The organism is Staphylococcus sp. FSL W8-0305, from assembly GCF_037966415.1.
GTDB lineage: Bacteria > Bacillota > Bacilli > Staphylococcales > Staphylococcaceae > Staphylococcus > Staphylococcus aureus.
Genome location: NZ_CP150198.1, coordinates 2,357,547 through 2,374,421 on the forward strand (window position 1 = coordinate 2,357,547; position 16,875 = coordinate 2,374,421).

Below are 16,875 nucleotides of genomic sequence, written 5' to 3' on the forward strand. Positions count from 1 at the left end.
ACCGATAACTACTCATATGTAAATAGTAATGATTACGTTTTAAAGAAATTGTAATAAAGTCGTGCTATTTTTTTTGAAAATGGGTATAATTACCGGATATCTAAAAATGTGTGTCGTTTTTTAGATGGTGAGGGGGAAGCTTTAAATGTCGAAGAAACAAAAATTAACGATGATTATTACTATGCTGATGGGTGGATTTTTTGGATTATTAAATGAAACACTATTAGTGACGGCTTTACCAAGTATTATGAAAGATTTTGAAATTTCATATACACAAGTTCAATGGCTGACAACGGCTTTTTTATTGACTAATGGGATTGTTATTCCTTTGTCCGCACTTGTTATACAACGTTATACAACAAGACAAGTGTTTTTAGTGGGTATTTCTATCTTTTTCTTAGGTACATTACTCGGCGGTTTGAGTCCGCACTTTGCAACATTATTAGTTGCTAGAATTATTCAGGCGTTAGGTGCAGGTATTATGATGCCATTGATGATGACAACGATTTTGGATGTTTTCCAACCGCATGAACGCGGTAAATATATGGGGATATTTGGTTTGGTAATTGGTTTAGCACCAGCTATTGGACCTACACTTTCAGGTTATCTTGTTGAATATTTTAACTGGAGATCGCTTTTCCATGTTGTCGCTCCAATTGCAGCTGTGACATTTTTAATTGGATTTAAAACGATAAAAAATGTTGGAACTACAATTAAAGTACCTATTGATTTTATTTCTGTCATTTTTTCTGTACTAGGTTTCGGCGGGTTATTGTATGGAACGAGTTCAATTTCAGAAAAAGGATTTGATAATCCTATCGTATTAGTATCTATGATTGGTGGTATTGTTTTAGTCGCATTATTTGTATTACGTCAATATCGGCTATCAACACCTTTATTAAATTTTGCAGTATTTAAAAATAAACAATTTACAGTTGGTATCATTATTATGGGTGTCACAATGGTATCGATGATTGGTTCGGAAACGATTTTACCTATCTTTGTGCAAAATTTATTGCATCGTTCAGCTTTAGATTCTGGGTTAACTTTATTACCAGGAGCAATTGTTATGGCATTTATGTCGATGACTTCGGGTGCTTTATATGAAAAGTTTGGTCCTAGAAAGCTTGCTTTAGTAGGTATGGCGATTGTTGTTATTACTACGGCTTATTTTGTTGTAATGGATGAACAAACATCAACAATCATGTTGGCAACAGTTTATGCGATTCGAATGGTTGGTATCGCGTTAGGATTAATTCCAGTAATGACACATACGATGAATCAATTAAAGCCAGAAATGAATGCACACGGTTCATCTATGACAAACACAGTACAACAAATTGCTGGTTCTATCGGAACAGCTGCATTAATTACTATTTTATCTCATGCAAGTAAAAACTTTTCTCCAACTATGTCAGACTATAATGGCATGAACAAAATTGAGATGATGAATCAAATTAAAATTGATACGATGTTACATGGTTATCACGCTGGATTTTTATTTGCGCTATTGATTACAGTGATTAGTTTCTTTTGTTCATTTATGTTACAAGGAAAGAAAAAAGAAGTTGATTCACATCAATAAATATAAGTTGCTAGCTATATAACGCTTTTTAGCAAATGTTCAACATATTGACTTATCTGGCGATTCAGATTAAAATATTTTTATTCCGATTAGAATAATAAGAATAAGGAGATATATTCTATGAAAAGACTTTTATTTGTGGTGATAGCTTTCGTTTTCATATTAGCTGCATGTGGGAACAATTCGTCTAAAGACAAGGAAGCTAGTAAAGATAGTAAGACAATTAATGTTGGTACTGAGGGTACTTATGCACCATTTAGTTTCCATGATAAAGATGGCAAATTAACTGGTTATGATATCGATGTTATTAAAGCAGTGGCTAAAGCAGAAGGATTAAAGCTTAAATTTAACGAAACTTCTTGGGACTCTATGTTTGCAGGTTTAGACGCAGGGCGTTTTGATGTAATCGCGAACCAAGTGGGTATTAATCCTGATAGAGAAAAGAAATATAAATTTTCTAAGCCTTACACATTCTCAAGTGCTGTTTTAGTTATTCGTGAAAATGAAAAAGATATTAAAGATTTTAATGATGTTAAAGGTAAGAAGTTAGCACAAACATTCACATCTAATTATGGTAAATTAGCTAAGGATAAAGGTGCTGATATTACAAAAGTTGATGGCTTTAACCAATCAATGGATTTATTATTGTCTAAGCGTGTTGATGGTACATTTAATGACAGTCTGTCATACTTAGATTATAAAAAACAAAAACCTAATGCTAAGATCAAGGCAATCAAAGGTAACGCTGAACAAAGTAAATCTGCATTTGCATTTTCTAAAAAAGTGGATGACGAAACAGTTCAAAAATTCAATGATGGCTTGAAAAAAATCGAGGAAAACGGTGAATTAGCTAAAATAGGTAAGAAATGGTTTGGTCAAGATGTTTCTAAATCTAAATAGTGAACAACTACATGCACTTGATGCTGCAAAACAAGCTTTTGGGCCTATGCTCGAAGGTTTGGTGAAATATTCAATTCCGATTACCCTCGTAACATTTGTATTAGGGTTAATCATTGCATTATTTACAGCATTGATGCGCATTTCAACGAGTAAAGTTTTAAGAAGTATTGCACGTGTCTATGTATCTATTATTCGTGGGACACCTATGATAGTACAATTATTTATCATCTTTTATGGTATTCCAGAATTAGGTAGATTATTAACCAATGATGCAGATAATCAATGGACATTGGCGCCTGTGGTCGCTGCCATTATTGGCTTGTCATTAAATGTAGGTGCGTATGCTTCAGAAATTATTCGCGGCGGTATTATTTCTATACCAAAAGGACAAACGGAAGCTGCATATTCTATTGGTATGACATATCATCAAACGATACAACGCATCATCTTACCGCAGGCAATTCGAGTATCTATACCTGCACTAGGTAATACATTTTTAAGTTTAATCAAAGATACATCATTACTAGGATTTATTTTAGTAGCAGAAATGTTTAGAAAAGCTCAAGAAGTTGCGTCTACAACATATGAATATTTAACAATTTATGTGTTAGTTGCGCTAATGTACTGGGTGGTATGCTTTATTATTTCAATAATCCAAGGTATCTACGAATCTTATATTGAAAGAGGGTATCGCTCATGATTCAATTGAACAATATCCATAAATCATTTAATGATGTTGAAGTCATCAAAGGTATTGATTTATCTGTTGGCAAAGGTGAGGTTGTAACCTTAATTGGCCGATCTGGGTCAGGTAAAACAACGTTGTTACGAATGATTAATGCGTTAGAAATTCCAACTGAAGGTACAGTATTTGTTAACGGCAAAACATATACATCTAAAGATAAAAAATCACAAATAGAAGTTCGTAAACAATCTGGTATGGTATTTCAAAGCTATAATCTTTTTCCGCATAAGACGGCATTAGAAAATGTAATGGAAGGTCTTATTACAGTTAAAAAGTTGAAAAAGGCTGAAGCTCGTGAGAAATCTCTAGAATTACTTGAGAAAGTTGGTTTGACACATGTCAAAGATCAACGACCTCATGCATTATCAGGTGGTCAACAGCAACGTGTTGCCATTGCGAGAGCATTAGCTATGAATCCTAAAGTGATGTTGTTTGATGAACCAACATCAGCGCTTGATCCTGAACTCGTGAATGATGTGTTAAAGGTGATTAAAGATTTAGCGAATGAGGGCATGACAATGGTCATTGTGACACATGAAATGCGTTTTGCTAGAGAAGTATCTAATAACATTGTATTCATTCATGAAGGTGTAATTGGAGAACAAGGGGCACCTGAAGAGATTTTTAACAATCCAAAAACTGAAGAACTAAAACGCTTTTTAAATGTTATTAATGAAGAATAAACAAATAGAACCACGTATCATGTTTTAATATGGCGATGATGCCATATACATGATGCGTGGTTCTTTGTTATATTCTAGATGTTACAGCATAAACTGTTAACGGCGTTTATGTTTTAAGTATGTTTGTAATTTGTAAAGTATAGGTTTGATTGGTTTAATAAAATCACCAATATATTCTTCTACGTGTGCGTTAAATCCTTTTTTGAATTGTTGTACGCCATAGTCTTCTGCTGACTCTGAAAAATCACCAGTAATGCCATAAAAATTATAGCGATCAATATGATGCGCTTTAGCAAACTTAATCATTTCCCACTGCAAATGGTAGGCACCCATATAAGCATTATATTTAGGATTTGAACCACTAGATAAGTAATAAACTTCATGTTCATTGTAGATAAACAAAGCAGAAGCTAAGTTTAACACTGCACCATCTTGTTCAATTTGTTCTATTGTATTATCGATTTTACGCTTATTGCTATTCAGCTGTTGTTCTAGCTGTGTGCGTTTCGTTTTATTTTTCTTTGAATTAGGACTTTCTTCCAATGCCTCTTCAACACCTGAGAGTTCAGCTGTTAATTGTTGTTGCTTTAATTGTAACGTTTTTAAATACTCGTTTAAATCAATATACGCCAACTTTAACATGGCGTGGTCATCGTATAACTTTTGCATTTCTTCAAAGTATGGTAACTCACGGAATTTGAAACCATGCTTTTCTTCGGCCATATGGAATAAGTCGAAAAAGGTTTGCGTTTCATCAATCGTTAACGTTTTAGTTTTGACACCAATATCATATGTTTTTTTAATATTACGTCTCGTTTGATAATCCATTTCTTTTAATAACTGGTCTTCTGTTTTATCCTTTAAATCTAATACAGATAACCAACGGATTTGACTCATTGAATCATAACCGACTGGAAAGCCTTGATGCTTATAGCCTAATGTGTCCATTGTTCTAACAAATGCTCGGTTGTCATAAGACTTAACAATTTCACCGTCTGCATTGCGTAAATTTTCAATTAAATATGGATCTACAAGGACATATAAACAATTTTGTTTCTTTAAATATGACGTTAATGCTTTAAAGAAAAATGCTACTAATGATTGATTTGTATAATCCATCACTGGCCCGCGATGAGTATAAAAATATTTGAAAAATTTAAGTGTGCGTGCTTCTGTCAATAAGCATCCTGCAATCACTTGACCATTGTCATCTTTAACCCCTACAAGATGCACATCGCCTTTTAAATCAACTCTATGATTGTAATGAATAGCTGATTGTGTGTAATGTGAAAAATGCTTTGTTGTAAACGCATTGAACTCATCCGAAGTCAACGTTACAAAGTTCATTTTATCCCATCCCTCTCTGAATTGAACTGTAATTTTTGAATTTATATATAATGCTATTTTTTTATTTTATCAAAAACTGATTGCAAATACACATAGAAAATGAAATATATTTTTCTTTGACTATACATAACTGTTATTTCTTTGGATATTTATATTAAATGTATTGGTAGTAGTTGTAGCGCATTGATGTTTGACGGTGTATAGTATTAATTATATTGAAAGTTAGTTGGAAGTTGATAGTAGGAGTGGGAGCATTGAAGCGATTTGTGGCGACGGTATTATTATTACTAGTCTTTATATCAGGATGTGGTAATGATAAATATGTGAAAGAAATAGATGAAGCAGTTAAAATTCAAAATCAAAAACAAGAACAACTTGCCAAAAAAGGCAACGGTGATCGTGTTGATCATTTTGAACGCAAAGATGCTAATATTTATGTCTATGATAAGGATAAAATTATCATTTTAGCTTATAAACCTTTGAGTAATGATGATGAAGTGCATTATTATGCATATGATTTTAGTGATAAACGTGTATCATATAAGCAAGATTTTGATTCGAGACGATATTATCAACAACATGATGCGGATTATCATGAAGAAAATATGACGAACTAGATATGAACAGGAGTTATTATGACTAAAAAATTACTAACATTATTTATAGTGAGCATGTTAATTTTAACAGCTTGCGGTAAAAAAGAATCAGCAACGACATCTTCGAAAAACGGCAAACCATTAGTTGTCATATATGGCGACTATAAATGTCCTTATTGTAAAGAATTAGATGAAAAAGTCATGCCAAAGTTTCGTAAAAATTATATAGATAATCACAAAGTGGAATACCAATTTGTCAATTTAGCTTTCTTAGGTAAAGACTCAATTGTTGGTTCACGTGCGAGTCATGCAGTATTGATGTATGCACCTAAATCATTTTTAGATTTTCAAAAGCAATTATTTGCTGCCCAGCAAGATGAAAATAAAGAATGGTTAACAAAAGAACTATTAGATAAACATATTAAACAACTGCATTTAGATAAAGAGACGGAAAATAAAATTATAAAAGATTACAAGACAAAAGATAGCAAGTCTTGGAAAGCTGCAGAGAAAGATAAAAAAATAGCTAAAGATAATCATATAAAAACGACACCAACTGCATTTATTAATGGCGAGAAAGTTGAAGATCCATATGATTATGAAAGTTATGAAAAATTATTAAAAGATAAAATCAAATAGTCTTAATTGTTGAGATAAGTAAGTGATACCAATTTATTAGGACAATATGAAAGGCAATTTCTATTAGCAATATGATAGAGATTGTCTTTTTAATGTATGAAGTCTAAATAGGTGGAAATTATCATGTAAACATTGTTTAGTAGGGAATCAGTACAGGATAGGTATTGATTCTTCCCCGTGCAAAATCTTGATTAGTGGTTTTTTCTGTGTCTCTTGTTTTATTGTACAAATATTTGTACAATTGGGGTGTGTTAAAAGGAGGCGATAAATATGATTATTAAAAATTATTCATACGCTCGACAGAATTTAAAGGCACTTATGACAAAAGTAAATGATGATAGTGATATAGTAACTGTAACATCTACTGATGATAAAAACGTAGTAATCATGTCAGAATCAGATTATAACTCCATGATGGAAACACTTTACCTCCAACAGAATCCAAATAATGCTGAACACTTAGCTCAATCAATTGCAGATCTAGAACGTGGGAAAACTGTAACGAAAGATATAGATGTATAATGGTTAGGTTAAATATTACGTTTTCGCCTCAAGCCTTTGAAGATTATAAGTATTTTCAGCAGAACGATAAAAAAATGGTGAAGAAGATTAATGAGTTAATTAAAAGTATTGACAGAAATGGTGCGTTGAAAGGTATAGGTAAGCCTGAAAAGTTAAAATCGAATCTGACTGGGTATTATAGTAGACGTATCAATCACGAACATAGATTGGTTTATACAGTAGATGACAATCATATAAAAATAGCATCATGTAAATACCATTATTAAATCTAAAAGTCACACTATAAAAATAGGGTAAGTTATTTTAGGACAATATGAAAGGCAATTTCTATTAGCAATATGATAGAGATTGTCTTTTTTCTTATATTACGACGTTCGTAAATACTATAAAGTTTTCTGTATCATATTTGTACAATAGTCATGTATTAGATAAAACGAAAAGTGGTAAATACCTAAAGTATGATTCGACTTTATATTATTTATAAAAACAGTGCTTGTATTTTAAGTAGCATGAGTATATAATTTTAAAACGTAAAGATTACTATTTAGGAGGGTGACTATGAAAAAGAAATTAGGTATGTTACTTCTTGTACCAGCCGTAACTTTATCATTAGCCGCATGTGGGAATGATGATGGAAAAGATAAAGATGGCAAGGTAACAATTAAAACGACAGTTTATCCATTGCAATCATTTGCAGAGCAAATTGGTGGAAAACACGTGAAGGTATCATCAATCTATCCAGCAGGGACAGATTTACATAGCTATGAACCAACACAAAAAGATATATTAAGTGCAAGCAAGTCAGACTTGTTTATGTATACAGGGGATAATTTAGATCCGGTTGCTAAGAAAGTTGCATCTACTATTAAAGATAAAGATAAAAAACTGTCTTTAGAAGATAAATTAGATAAAGCAAAGCTTTTAACTGATCAACACGAACATGGTGAAGAGCATGAACATGAGGGACATGATCATGGGAAAGAAGAACATCATCATCATGGCGGATATGATCCACACGTATGGTTAGATCCTAAAATTAACCAAACTTTCGCTAAAGAAATTAAAGATGAATTAGTGAAGAAAGATCCAAAACATAAAGATGACTATGAGAAAAACTACAAAAAATTAAACGACGATCTTAAGAAAATTGATAACGATATGAAGCAAGTTACTAAAGATAAGCAAGGTAATGCAGTATTCATTTCACATGAATCAATTGGATACTTAGCTGATCGTTATGGTTTTGTTCAAAAAGGTATTCAAAACATGAATGCTGAAGATCCATCACAAAAAGAATTGACTAAAATTGTTAAAGAAATTAGAGATAGCAATGCTAAATATATTCTTTACGAAGATAATGTTGCGAATAAAGTGACTGAAACAATTCGTAAAGAAACAGATGCGAAGCCTTTAAAATTCTACAACATGGAGTCTTTAAATAAAGAACAACAGAAAAAAGATAATATTACCTATCAATCATTAATGAAATCGAATATTGAAAATATCGGTAAAGCTTTAGACAGTGGTGTTAAAGTGAAAGACGACAAAGCTGAAAGTAAACACGACAAAGCAATTTCTGATGGGTATTTTAAAGATGAGCAAGTTAAAGACCGTGAATTAAGCGATTATGCTGGTGAATGGCAATCTGTTTACCCTTACTTAAAAGACGGTACGCTTGATGAAGTGATGGAACATAAAGCTGAAAATGATCCGAAGAAATCTGCTAAAGATTTAAAAGCTTATTATGACAAAGGATATAAAACTGATATTACTAACATTGATATAAAAGGAAATGAAATTACATTTACTAAAGATGGTACGAAACACACTGGTAAATATGAATACAATGGTAAGAAAACATTGAAATATCCTAAAGGTAACCGTGGCGTGAGATTTATGTTTAAATTGGTCGATGGTAATGATAAAGACTTACCGAAATTCATCCAATTTAGCGATCACAACATTGCACCTAAAAAGGCAGAACACTTCCATATCTTTATGGGTAATGATAATGACGCGTTATTAAAAGAAATGGATAACTGGCCAACATATTATCCTTCAAAATTAAATAAAGACCAAATCAAAGAAGAAATGTTAGCGCATTAATTCAACAGGTTTGCACACTCTACTCAACTGTTAATAGCTGAATAGAGTGTGTTTTTTATTTCGTAGTTATCAATTTCAACAGAGGGAATGATTAATATTACTATAGTTTATAACAAATGATTTGGTAACATATGTCACTCAATGCATGTTAAGATGAGTAAATATAAAAGATAGGGAGTGGGAAGATGACGATTAAAGTTGAAGATAATAAAATTATTTTTTCAAGAACGATAGAAGCACCGATTGAAAAGGTGTTTGATGCCTATACGACAAAGGCATTATTTGAAAAATGGTTTCATCCAAAAGACGCTAGTACCAAAGTGTTTCGCTTTAATGCTGTTTCAGGCGGTGATGCATTTTACGCGATTAAAACACCCACAATGACAAGCTATACATTAGCAGAATATAAAACGGTTAAGCGTCCATATTTAATTGAATATATTGACTCGTTTGCGACACCTCAAGGTGCAAAAGATACAAAAATGCCAAGCATGAAGATTACTTTGTCATTTTCCGAGTTCAATACAACGAAAACGACAGTGACATCAACATCGGTATTTCCAACTAAAGAAGCCGCTCAACAAGTCATAAACATGGGTGTTGAGCAAGGGATGAATCAAACATTGGATCAACTTGATGCTTTATTGAAATAAAGTTGTTGAAAATATGTAAAAAATTTTATATGCTATTCAGTTTATAATAATAACGTAATATTATTAATTGAATGAAGGGTGATTCGATGGCACAACGTTACATTAAAGTATTAATATTATATATTTTTACTACGCTTTTATCTTCAATTACTGTTACTTCGAAATGTGTACCAAATAAAGTTGTTAGATTTATTTTGCGTACAGTCGTAGGCTACGGTATATTTGCATATGGTTTACATTACTTTTCAAATTTAAAAAAGAATAAGTAATACTTACATAAAGCGAGATGAGCGCAATTAAAATGATACCAATTGTTTTATGTCGCGATATCTATCTCGCTATTTTTATGAGTAAATATTAGTTTTGAATTGGTAAAAAGAATTTTCTGAATTTTAATCTATGAATTACATCTAAATACTAATATAATTAATAGGTAAAATTTATTTGATAATAGTAAATGGGGGAAGTGCTGTGATAAAAAATAATAAAACAGTTGAAGATACGTATTCAACTAAAGCAATCGTAGACTCAATATCATCATCTGTTCAAATGAAACAAGTGATGGTACAGCAAACACCAGGACGATACATGCTTAAATCTATGATGGCAGGTTTCTTATTGTCCATTGTTACTGTTTTTATGTTTGGTATTAAAACACAATTCGCAAGTACACATGTTGATGGTCTCATTAATTTAATGGGAGCAATTGCTTTCAGCTTAGGATTGGTCTTGGTTGTACTAACGAATTCTGAATTATTAACAAGTAATTTTATGTATTTTACAGTTGGCTGGTATTATAAAGTTGTTTCTCTTAATAAGATGATGTGGATTTTATTATATTGTTTCCTTGGAAATATTTTAGGTGGTTTTGTATTATTCTTCTTAATGAAATATGCACATGTTATGACACCAGAAATGACACAAGCCTTAACTGCCTTAGTTCAGAAAAAGACAGTCGATTCGACTTGGTTGAATATTTTTACAAAAGGTATTTTCTGTAACTTCTTTATTAATATCGGTATTTTTATTTCTATGCAATTCAAAGGCGGATTGACAAAAGCATTCTTCATTGCTTGTGGTGTTATAGTCTTTGTATACATGGGATATGAGCACGTTGTATTCAATGCTGGTTTATATGCAGGTATGGTGTTCTTCAACCTTGATGCTGTATCTTGGTTACATGTATTAAAAAATATCGTTTTTGCATTCCTTGGTAACTTTGTAGGTGGCGGTATTTTTGTAGGACTTGTTTATGCATTTTTAAATGGTAAACGCAATCGTTTAGAGCAACAGTAATGAAGTAATAATTGAAGATGTTGTGACAACAATGAATTTAGAATCATCCTTTTTGGGGGCATCGTTCCCCAACTTGCACATTAATGTAAGCTGGCCTGCCGTCAGCTTCTGTGTTGGGGCCCCCGCCAACTTGCATTGTCTGTAGAATTTCTTTTTGAAATTCTCTATGTTGGGGCCACGCAGTCAGCTACTGCCAATATAACATTGTAGAGTCTAGGACATTATGAACTGCACGCTTCAAAGTAGACATTGAAAAATGAAAGCTTTGAAGCGTGCATATCATTAATTCATGTCCTAGACTTTTACTTTGCTTTCAATAATGAAATAATTGATGATCACATACTTATCTTATATCAATGAGGCATGTTATCTGACACATGTGCTAAATGTTGGTACGCTATAAAAGATAAGCATAGCTAAAATTAAAGATGATTCATTTAAAATAAACAGAAAGTGTGTGGATTCAAATGGCAAATACGACGATTCGACTCGCAAATGAAAATGATGCAGTAGCACTACATCAATTAATGCATGAGGCGTTTACACCGTTGAGAGAACTTGGCATAGACTGGCCTTCGGTAAATGCAAATTTAGATGCTGTGAAAGAAAATATAGATAAAAATACTACATTTGTCATGACAATTGATGATGAAATTATATCTACGATTACGGTTAGATATCCTTGGGGAAGTGTGAAAAGCATTTCGGGCTATCCTTTTGTCTGGTGGTTTGCGACAAATCCTGAGTATGAAGGGAAAGGCTATGGTAGTCAATTACTTACTTATGTTGAAGAAACATTTTTACGAGATACATTAAAGGCAGCTGCTGTAACTTTAGGTACATCTGCAAGATTGCATCCGTGGTTACTTAAAATTTATGAAAAAAGAGGTTATGAAATATACAGCGAACATGAAAATGATGATGGCGATTTAGGTGTGATCATGCGCAAAGTATTGATACCCGAGCGCTTTGACGAAACAATATTAGGCCAACCACCATTTTAAGATAATAATATACACTACAAGCGACCGATATATTGATGCTTGCTCAAATAAATGTTGAGTAGGGATTCATATATGGTCGCTTTTTTGATTTAACAAAAAGGGAAAATTTATAAGGAATATGCATGACTACAGGCATCAGGGAATTCCCTGATTTTACATTATAATGTGATTCTTTTCACAAAAACGAAATGATTTGGTATACAATACGTGTGAAAGGGTTGGTAAATGTGAATGGGAATATCATTGTTGCACATGGCATGAGGCGCGGTCGGCAGAATCAAGCGTTAGAAGCGTTTATATCTGAATTAGTAAAAGATGACATACATCATTACCATATTGCATTTTTAGAAAGTGAGCATCAGGATTTAGAAACAGTAATGACAACGTTGATTCAAAGTGGCGTTAAACAGCTTAAGATTGTACCTTTGCTTCTCTTTAGTGCCATGCACTATCTCAAGGATATACCGAATATCGTTCATGAAATGAAACGACGGTATCCAGACATAAAGGTAGAAGTAAGCGAGCCACTTGGCACACATCCTTTAATGACAGAAATAATCATGCAACGTATTGATGAGGTGCGCGTGGATGAAATGCAACAAGTCGGTGTTGTCGTTGTTGCGCATGGCAACATTAATGGCAAGTTTACAAAAGCACATGAAGAGTTACAGACATGCGTTCAACATTTGCAGATTAATAAACCTACTTATGCGAGAACGCTATATGGTGAGATTAGTTTTATACATGATTTAGAAGATATTGCGAGACAGTATCAAAAATTAATTGTCGTACCTTTATTTTTATATGACGGAAGACTTGTTAACAAAGTGAAGCAGCAAATGAATGACATGGTTATTAATACAGATATACACATCACACCTTCAATTAACTTCGACCCGATTTTAAAACAAATTATTAACGATAGATTAGAAAGTCTTAATGACTCCAATGAAAACATAAAAGCACTAACGAAAAGTTAACACCTTTTTTTGAAATAAATATTATGTAGTAAAGGGGCATATTTTATGGCAAAGCAAAAACTAGTAATGATTGGTAACGGTATGGCGGGCATTCGAACAATCGAAGAAATATTAGAGCGTGCCAATGATTTATATGATATTACGGTAATTGGTAAAGAACCTTATCCAAACTATAACCGCATCATGCTTTCAAATATTTTACAAAATAAAATGACAGTTGAAGAAACAATTATGAATCCATATGAGTGGTATGAAGAACACGATATTAAGTTAATTACCAATGATCCAGTAGTTGACGTGGATAGAGCAAATCAAAATGTAACGACTGCAAATGGTATTGAAGTAGCATACGATAAATTAATATTTGCGACAGGATCTAAAGCATTTGTCATTCCAGTGCCAGGTTCGACATTACCAAGTGTTATTGGCTGGAGAACAATTGATGATACTGAACAAATGATGAACATTGCTAAGACTAAAAAGAAAGCAATTGTAATTGGTGGAGGCTTACTAGGTTTAGAGTGTGCACGTGGTTTATTAGATCAAGGTATGGAAGTAACGGTGTTACATTTAGCTGAATGGTTGATGGAAATGCAGCTAGACCGTAAAGCTGGAAATATGCTTAAAGCAGATCTAGAAAAGCAAGGTATGAAGTTTGAAATGCAAGCCAACACAACTGAAATCTTAGGAGAAGATGATGTTGAAGGTGTTAAATTGGCTGATGGACGCGAGATTCCGACAGACTTAGTTGTTATGGCAGTAGGTATTCGACCATACACAGAAGTAGCCAAAGAATCAGGTCTAGATGTTAATCGTGGTATTGTTGTCAATGATGTGATGCAAACAAGTGATAGTAATGTATATGCAGTTGGTGAATGTGCAGAACATAACGGCAAAGTTTATGGACTCGTTGCACCACTATATGAACAAGGTAAAGTATTAGCTGATCATTTAACAAATAAAGAAACGAACGGATACAAGGGATCAACAACATTTACGTCATTAAAAGTTTCTGGGTGTGACCTATATAGTGCTGGTCAAATTGTTGAAAATGCTGAAATTAAAGGTATTGAAATATTTAATAGCGTTGATAATAACTATAAAAAAATCTTTTTAAAAGACGGTAATGTAGTTGGTGCAGTACTATATGGTGATATCGATGATGGTTCACGCTTTTATAACATGATGAAAAAAGGTGAATCTACTGAAGACTACACACTGGTATCATTGCTTACTAAAGGTGGAGAAGAGGCATCGCTATCAATTGCTGATATGGCTGATGATGAAACAATTTGTGGCTGTAATGGTGTCGATAAAGGCACGATAGTAAATGCAATTACGGAAAATGGTTTTACTACAGTTGAAGAAGTTACGGCTAAAACGAAAGCAGGTAATTCATGTGGTAAATGTAAACCGCAAATTGCTCAAATCTTACAGCACACGTTGGGCGATGACTTTGTTGCTGCTAAACCTGCAGGTATATGTGGTTGTACTGATTTGACACGTGATCAAATTGTTACGCAAATACGAGCGAAAGGTTTAAAAACATCTAAAGAAGTTCGACATGTTTTAAACTTTAAAAACAAAGGTGGATGTCCAAAATGTCGACCTGCGATTAACTATTATTTGAATATGGTTTATCCACATGATCATGAAGATGAAAGAGAATCAAGATTTGCTAACGAACGTTACCATGCGAATATTCAAAATGATGGTACATTTTCTGTTATACCTCAAATGCGTGGGGGTGTTACAGATGCAGACCAACTGATTCGTCTAGGAGAAGTGGCTAAGAAATATCATGTGCCACTAGTTAAAGTGACAGGTTCGCAACGTGTTGGTTTGTATGGAGTTAAAAAAGAAGAATTACCAAATATATGGGAAGACCTAGGTATGCGTTCAGCATCAGCTTATGGTAAGAAAACACGCTCAGTTAAAAGCTGTGTTGGTAAAGAGTTTTGTCGATTTGGTACGCAATACACGACACGACTTGGCATTCGTTTAGAAAAAACATTTGAATACATCGATACACCTCATAAATTCAAAATGGGTGTATCAGGCTGCCCAAGAAGTTGTGTTGAATCAGGTGTTAAAGATTTTGGTATTATCTCAGTTGAAAATGGATTCCAAATCTATATCGGTGGTAATGGTGGTACAGAAGTTGAAAAAGCTGAATTTTTAACAACTGTAGAAACAGAAGATGAAGTAATCAAATTATGTGGTGCTTTGATGCAATATTATCGCGAGACAGGTATTTATGCTGAAAGAACAGCACCGTGGTTAAGAAGACTAGGGTTTGAAAATGTTAAAGAAGTGTTGCTTGATCCAGAAAGACAGAATGAATTATTTGAACGTATTATGGATGCTAAAAAAGCAGTCGAAGCTGAACCTTGGGAAGCAATCACTAGTAATGCGCAAGCTCGAAAAATCTTTGAAGTGGAGAAGGTGTAATACATGGAAACGAAAGAGAAAATCAAAGTGACAACTTTAGATGAATTGACACCCTTAATTGGTAAAAAGGTTATTGTCAAAGGCAAAGAAATAGGATTGTTTTTAACTGAAAGTGGTACAATTCACGCGATTCACAATATTTGTCCGCATAAACAAGGGCCATTGTCAGAGGGAACAGTGAGTGGTGAATATGTATTCTGTCCACTCCATGATCAAAAGATTGATTTAAATACTGGGATTGTACAAGAACCTGATGAAGGTTGTGTAGATGTATATGAGGTAGAAGTTACAGACGGGAACGTATATATATGTCTGTAAATGGTTACGGCAAGGTTTACTTGATAGGTGCGGGCCCAGGTAATCCGAATTATTTGACTAAAAAGGCTGAGCGTTTAATACGCGAAGCGGATGTTATACTATATGATCGATTAGTGAATCCGTTGATTTTACAATATTCGAAGTCGACAACTGAGATTATAGATGTTGGTAAAAAGCCATATGCAAAACACATTCAGCAAGAAAAAATAAATGAATGTATCGTGGAAGCAGCACGTCGATATAACAAGGTTGTGAGGCTTAAAGGTGGCGACCCAGCAATATTTGGACGAGTTCAAGAAGAAGTTGACACACTAAACAACTTTAATATTGCGTTTGAAATTGTACCTGGTGTGACATCTGCGAGTGCTGCAGTTGCTACGATGCAAACAGGATTAACGATGCGTGCTGTTGCTAAAAGTGTTACATTTTCGACGGGGTATTTTAAAGATTCAGAAGAAAATGAAGTAGATGTCAACGCTTTAGTAAATGGTGGTACGTTGGCGATATATATGGGAGTTAAACGTTTAGAGAAAATTATCGCCCAGATACAACAGTACACAGATATTGATTATCCGATAGCGATTGTTTTTCAAGCATCTTGTTTTAATGAATTCGTCGTTAAAGGGCGCTTAAGTAATATTGTTGGGAAACTGGAGCATTACGCAATTGAGGCAAAACCAGGTATATGTATTATAGGCGAAGTAGTGGGTTATACAGAAAATGTCTCAACAACTTCTAATCCGACTCAGCAATTTTATGTAGTAAGTGGTTCTAAACCTGACGCTCTTATGCTCTGTGAACATTTATATGACGAAGGTTATGGCTGTTTGCTAAACCCAAATGATACATCGAATGGTACATATCATTCGTCGCAATATGATTACTATGATACGTTTATTAAGCAGCAAGAAAATGTAACATATATTTCAACCGATCGTGCAGATACTAATACAGTGTTATGTCACTAATTTATAAAAATAAATGAATAAGTAAGGTTTCAACCGAGAGAATATATTCGTGTTGAAGCCTTATTTGTCGTTGTGCCAAATT

General features: G+C 33.4%; 18 protein-coding genes and 1 pseudogene. 18 read left to right on the forward strand and 1 reads right to left on the reverse strand.

The features are described from left to right. Nucleotides 1–145 precede the first annotated feature (145 nt). The 4 genes from mdeA to NST10_RS11395 all read left to right on the forward strand — a co-directional run bounded on the left by mdeA (nt 146) and on the right by NST10_RS11395 (nt 3,913). Nucleotides 146–1,585 carry a multidrug efflux MFS transporter MdeA gene (gene mdeA, locus NST10_RS11380; RefSeq protein WP_000038955.1) on the forward strand — a complete coding sequence of 480 codons (1,440 nt, stop codon included), beginning with the start codon at nt 146–148 and terminating at the stop codon, nt 1,583–1,585. A 120-nt stretch (nt 1,586–1,705) separates the two neighbouring features. Then, nucleotides 1,706–2,485 (forward strand): transporter substrate-binding domain-containing protein, encoded by a 780-nt coding sequence (locus NST10_RS11385; RefSeq protein WP_000825937.1) that lies wholly within the window; start codon nt 1,706–1,708, stop codon nt 2,483–2,485. Continuing rightward, nucleotides 2,466–3,185: an amino acid ABC transporter permease gene (locus tag NST10_RS11390; RefSeq protein ID WP_283584958.1), complete on the forward strand. Its 720-nt coding sequence runs from the start codon at nt 2,466–2,468 to the stop codon at nt 3,183–3,185. The genes NST10_RS11385 and NST10_RS11390 overlap by 20 nt, the downstream gene beginning before the upstream one ends. Further along, a complete protein-coding gene (locus NST10_RS11395) occupies nt 3,182–3,913 on the forward strand; it encodes an amino acid ABC transporter ATP-binding protein (RefSeq protein ID WP_000615467.1) in 732 nt (243 codons plus the stop codon). Before NST10_RS11390 ends, NST10_RS11395 begins: the two co-directional genes overlap by 4 nt. Nucleotides 3,914–4,009: 96 nt before the next feature. Here NST10_RS11395 and fmhA read toward each other — a convergent pair whose 3' ends face one another. Then, complete coding sequence (fmhA, locus tag NST10_RS11400; protein ID WP_001012237.1) at nt 4,010–5,260, reverse strand: FemA/FemB family glycyltransferase FmhA; 1,251 nt, start codon at nt 5,258–5,260, stop codon at nt 4,010–4,012. 254 nt (nt 5,261–5,514) lie between these two features. On the opposite strand from fmhA, the gene NST10_RS11405 reads away from it, so the two are divergent. From NST10_RS11405 to cobA, 14 genes and pseudogenes are all read left to right on the forward strand, one after another. Beyond that, nucleotides 5,515–5,877 carry a DUF4467 domain-containing protein gene (locus NST10_RS11405; protein WP_000819843.1) on the forward strand — a complete coding sequence of 121 codons (363 nt, stop codon included), beginning with the start codon at nt 5,515–5,517 and terminating at the stop codon, nt 5,875–5,877. A gap of 18 nt (nt 5,878–5,895) precedes the next feature. Continuing rightward, entirely contained in the window at nt 5,896–6,495 is a 600-nt protein-coding gene (locus NST10_RS11410) for a DsbA family protein (protein ID WP_000162804.1), read from the forward strand. 6 nt (nt 6,496–6,501) lie between these two features. Continuing rightward, nucleotides 6,502–6,602 (forward strand): annotated as a pseudogene (locus NST10_RS11415) (hypothetical protein). Between the two features lie 163 nt (nt 6,603–6,765). Further along, nucleotides 6,766–7,017: a type II toxin-antitoxin system Phd/YefM family antitoxin gene (locus NST10_RS11420; RefSeq protein ID WP_000584497.1), complete on the forward strand. Its 252-nt coding sequence runs from the start codon at nt 6,766–6,768 to the stop codon at nt 7,015–7,017. After that, on the forward strand, nt 7,017–7,283 hold the full coding sequence (locus tag NST10_RS11425) for a Txe/YoeB family addiction module toxin (protein ID WP_000251928.1): 267 nt from the start codon (nt 7,017–7,019) through the stop codon (nt 7,281–7,283). Before NST10_RS11420 ends, NST10_RS11425 begins: the two co-directional genes overlap by 1 nt. Before the next feature lie 292 nt (nt 7,284–7,575). Continuing rightward, complete coding sequence (gene adcA / locus NST10_RS11430) at nt 7,576–9,123, forward strand: zinc ABC transporter substrate-binding lipoprotein AdcA (RefSeq protein WP_000727771.1); 1,548 nt, start codon at nt 7,576–7,578, stop codon at nt 9,121–9,123. A 185-nt stretch (nt 9,124–9,308) separates the two neighbouring features. Beyond that, a complete protein-coding gene (locus NST10_RS11435; RefSeq protein ID WP_000153340.1) occupies nt 9,309–9,776 on the forward strand; it encodes an SRPBCC domain-containing protein in 468 nt (155 codons plus the stop codon). Nucleotides 9,777–9,862: 86 nt separating this feature from the next. Continuing rightward, a complete protein-coding gene (locus NST10_RS11440; RefSeq protein WP_000079140.1) occupies nt 9,863–10,045 on the forward strand; it encodes a hypothetical protein in 183 nt (60 codons plus the stop codon). Between the two features lie 202 nt (nt 10,046–10,247). Continuing rightward, complete coding sequence (locus tag NST10_RS11445; RefSeq protein ID WP_000594640.1) at nt 10,248–11,072, forward strand: formate/nitrite transporter family protein; 825 nt, start codon at nt 10,248–10,250, stop codon at nt 11,070–11,072. Nucleotides 11,073–11,539: 467 nt separating this feature from the next. Next, nucleotides 11,540–12,076, forward strand: a complete 537-nt coding sequence (locus NST10_RS11450; RefSeq protein ID WP_000024292.1) for a GNAT family N-acetyltransferase — start codon at nt 11,540–11,542, stop codon at nt 12,074–12,076. A 227-nt stretch (nt 12,077–12,303) separates the two neighbouring features. Then, nucleotides 12,304–13,056 (forward strand): sirohydrochlorin chelatase, encoded by a 753-nt coding sequence (locus NST10_RS11455; RefSeq protein WP_001014082.1) that lies wholly within the window; start codon nt 12,304–12,306, stop codon nt 13,054–13,056. A gap of 45 nt (nt 13,057–13,101) precedes the next feature. Continuing rightward, a complete protein-coding gene (gene nirB / locus NST10_RS11460) occupies nt 13,102–15,507 on the forward strand; it encodes a nitrite reductase large subunit NirB (RefSeq protein ID WP_001118708.1) in 2,406 nt (801 codons plus the stop codon). A 3-nt stretch (nt 15,508–15,510) separates the two neighbouring features. Further along, complete coding sequence (gene nirD / locus NST10_RS11465; protein ID WP_000448227.1) at nt 15,511–15,825, forward strand: nitrite reductase small subunit NirD; 315 nt, start codon at nt 15,511–15,513, stop codon at nt 15,823–15,825. After that, the gene (cobA, locus tag NST10_RS11470; protein WP_000115658.1) at nt 15,816–16,793 is read left to right on the forward strand and encodes a uroporphyrinogen-III C-methyltransferase; all 978 of its coding nucleotides are present in this window, start codon (nt 15,816–15,818) and stop codon (nt 16,791–16,793) included. Before nirD ends, cobA begins: the two co-directional genes overlap by 10 nt. Nucleotides 16,794–16,875 lie beyond the last annotated feature (82 nt).

Excerpts from the sequence above, each read along its gene's own strand:
- NST10_RS11435 (WP_000153340.1), top strand. The coding sequence starts at position 9,309 with ATGACGATTAAAGTTGAAGATAATAAAATTATTTTTTCAAGAACGATA.
- nirD (WP_000448227.1), top strand. The coding sequence starts at position 15,511 with ATGGAAACGAAAGAGAAAATCAAAGTGACAACTTTAGATGAATTGACA.
- NST10_RS11420 (WP_000584497.1), top strand. The coding sequence starts at position 6,766 with ATGATTATTAAAAATTATTCATACGCTCGACAGAATTTAAAGGCACTT.
- adcA (WP_000727771.1), top strand. The coding sequence starts at position 7,576 with ATGAAAAAGAAATTAGGTATGTTACTTCTTGTACCAGCCGTAACTTTA.
- NST10_RS11450 (WP_000024292.1), top strand. The coding sequence starts at position 11,540 with ATGGCAAATACGACGATTCGACTCGCAAATGAAAATGATGCAGTAGCA.
- nirB (WP_001118708.1), top strand. The coding sequence starts at position 13,102 with ATGGCAAAGCAAAAACTAGTAATGATTGGTAACGGTATGGCGGGCATT.
- NST10_RS11395 (WP_000615467.1), top strand. The coding sequence starts at position 3,182 with ATGATTCAATTGAACAATATCCATAAATCATTTAATGATGTTGAAGTC.
- fmhA (WP_001012237.1), bottom strand. The coding sequence starts at position 5,260 with ATGAACTTTGTAACGTTGACTTCGGATGAGTTCAATGCGTTTACAACA.
- NST10_RS11410 (WP_000162804.1), top strand. The coding sequence starts at position 5,896 with ATGACTAAAAAATTACTAACATTATTTATAGTGAGCATGTTAATTTTA.
- NST10_RS11425 (WP_000251928.1), top strand. The coding sequence starts at position 7,017 with ATGGTTAGGTTAAATATTACGTTTTCGCCTCAAGCCTTTGAAGATTAT.
- cobA (WP_000115658.1), top strand. The coding sequence starts at position 15,816 with ATGTCTGTAAATGGTTACGGCAAGGTTTACTTGATAGGTGCGGGCCCA.
- NST10_RS11390 (WP_283584958.1), top strand. The coding sequence starts at position 2,466 with ATGTTTCTAAATCTAAATAGTGAACAACTACATGCACTTGATGCTGCA.
- NST10_RS11440 (WP_000079140.1), top strand. The coding sequence starts at position 9,863 with ATGGCACAACGTTACATTAAAGTATTAATATTATATATTTTTACTACG.
- NST10_RS11385 (WP_000825937.1), top strand. The coding sequence starts at position 1,706 with ATGAAAAGACTTTTATTTGTGGTGATAGCTTTCGTTTTCATATTAGCT.
- mdeA (WP_000038955.1), top strand. The coding sequence starts at position 146 with ATGTCGAAGAAACAAAAATTAACGATGATTATTACTATGCTGATGGGT.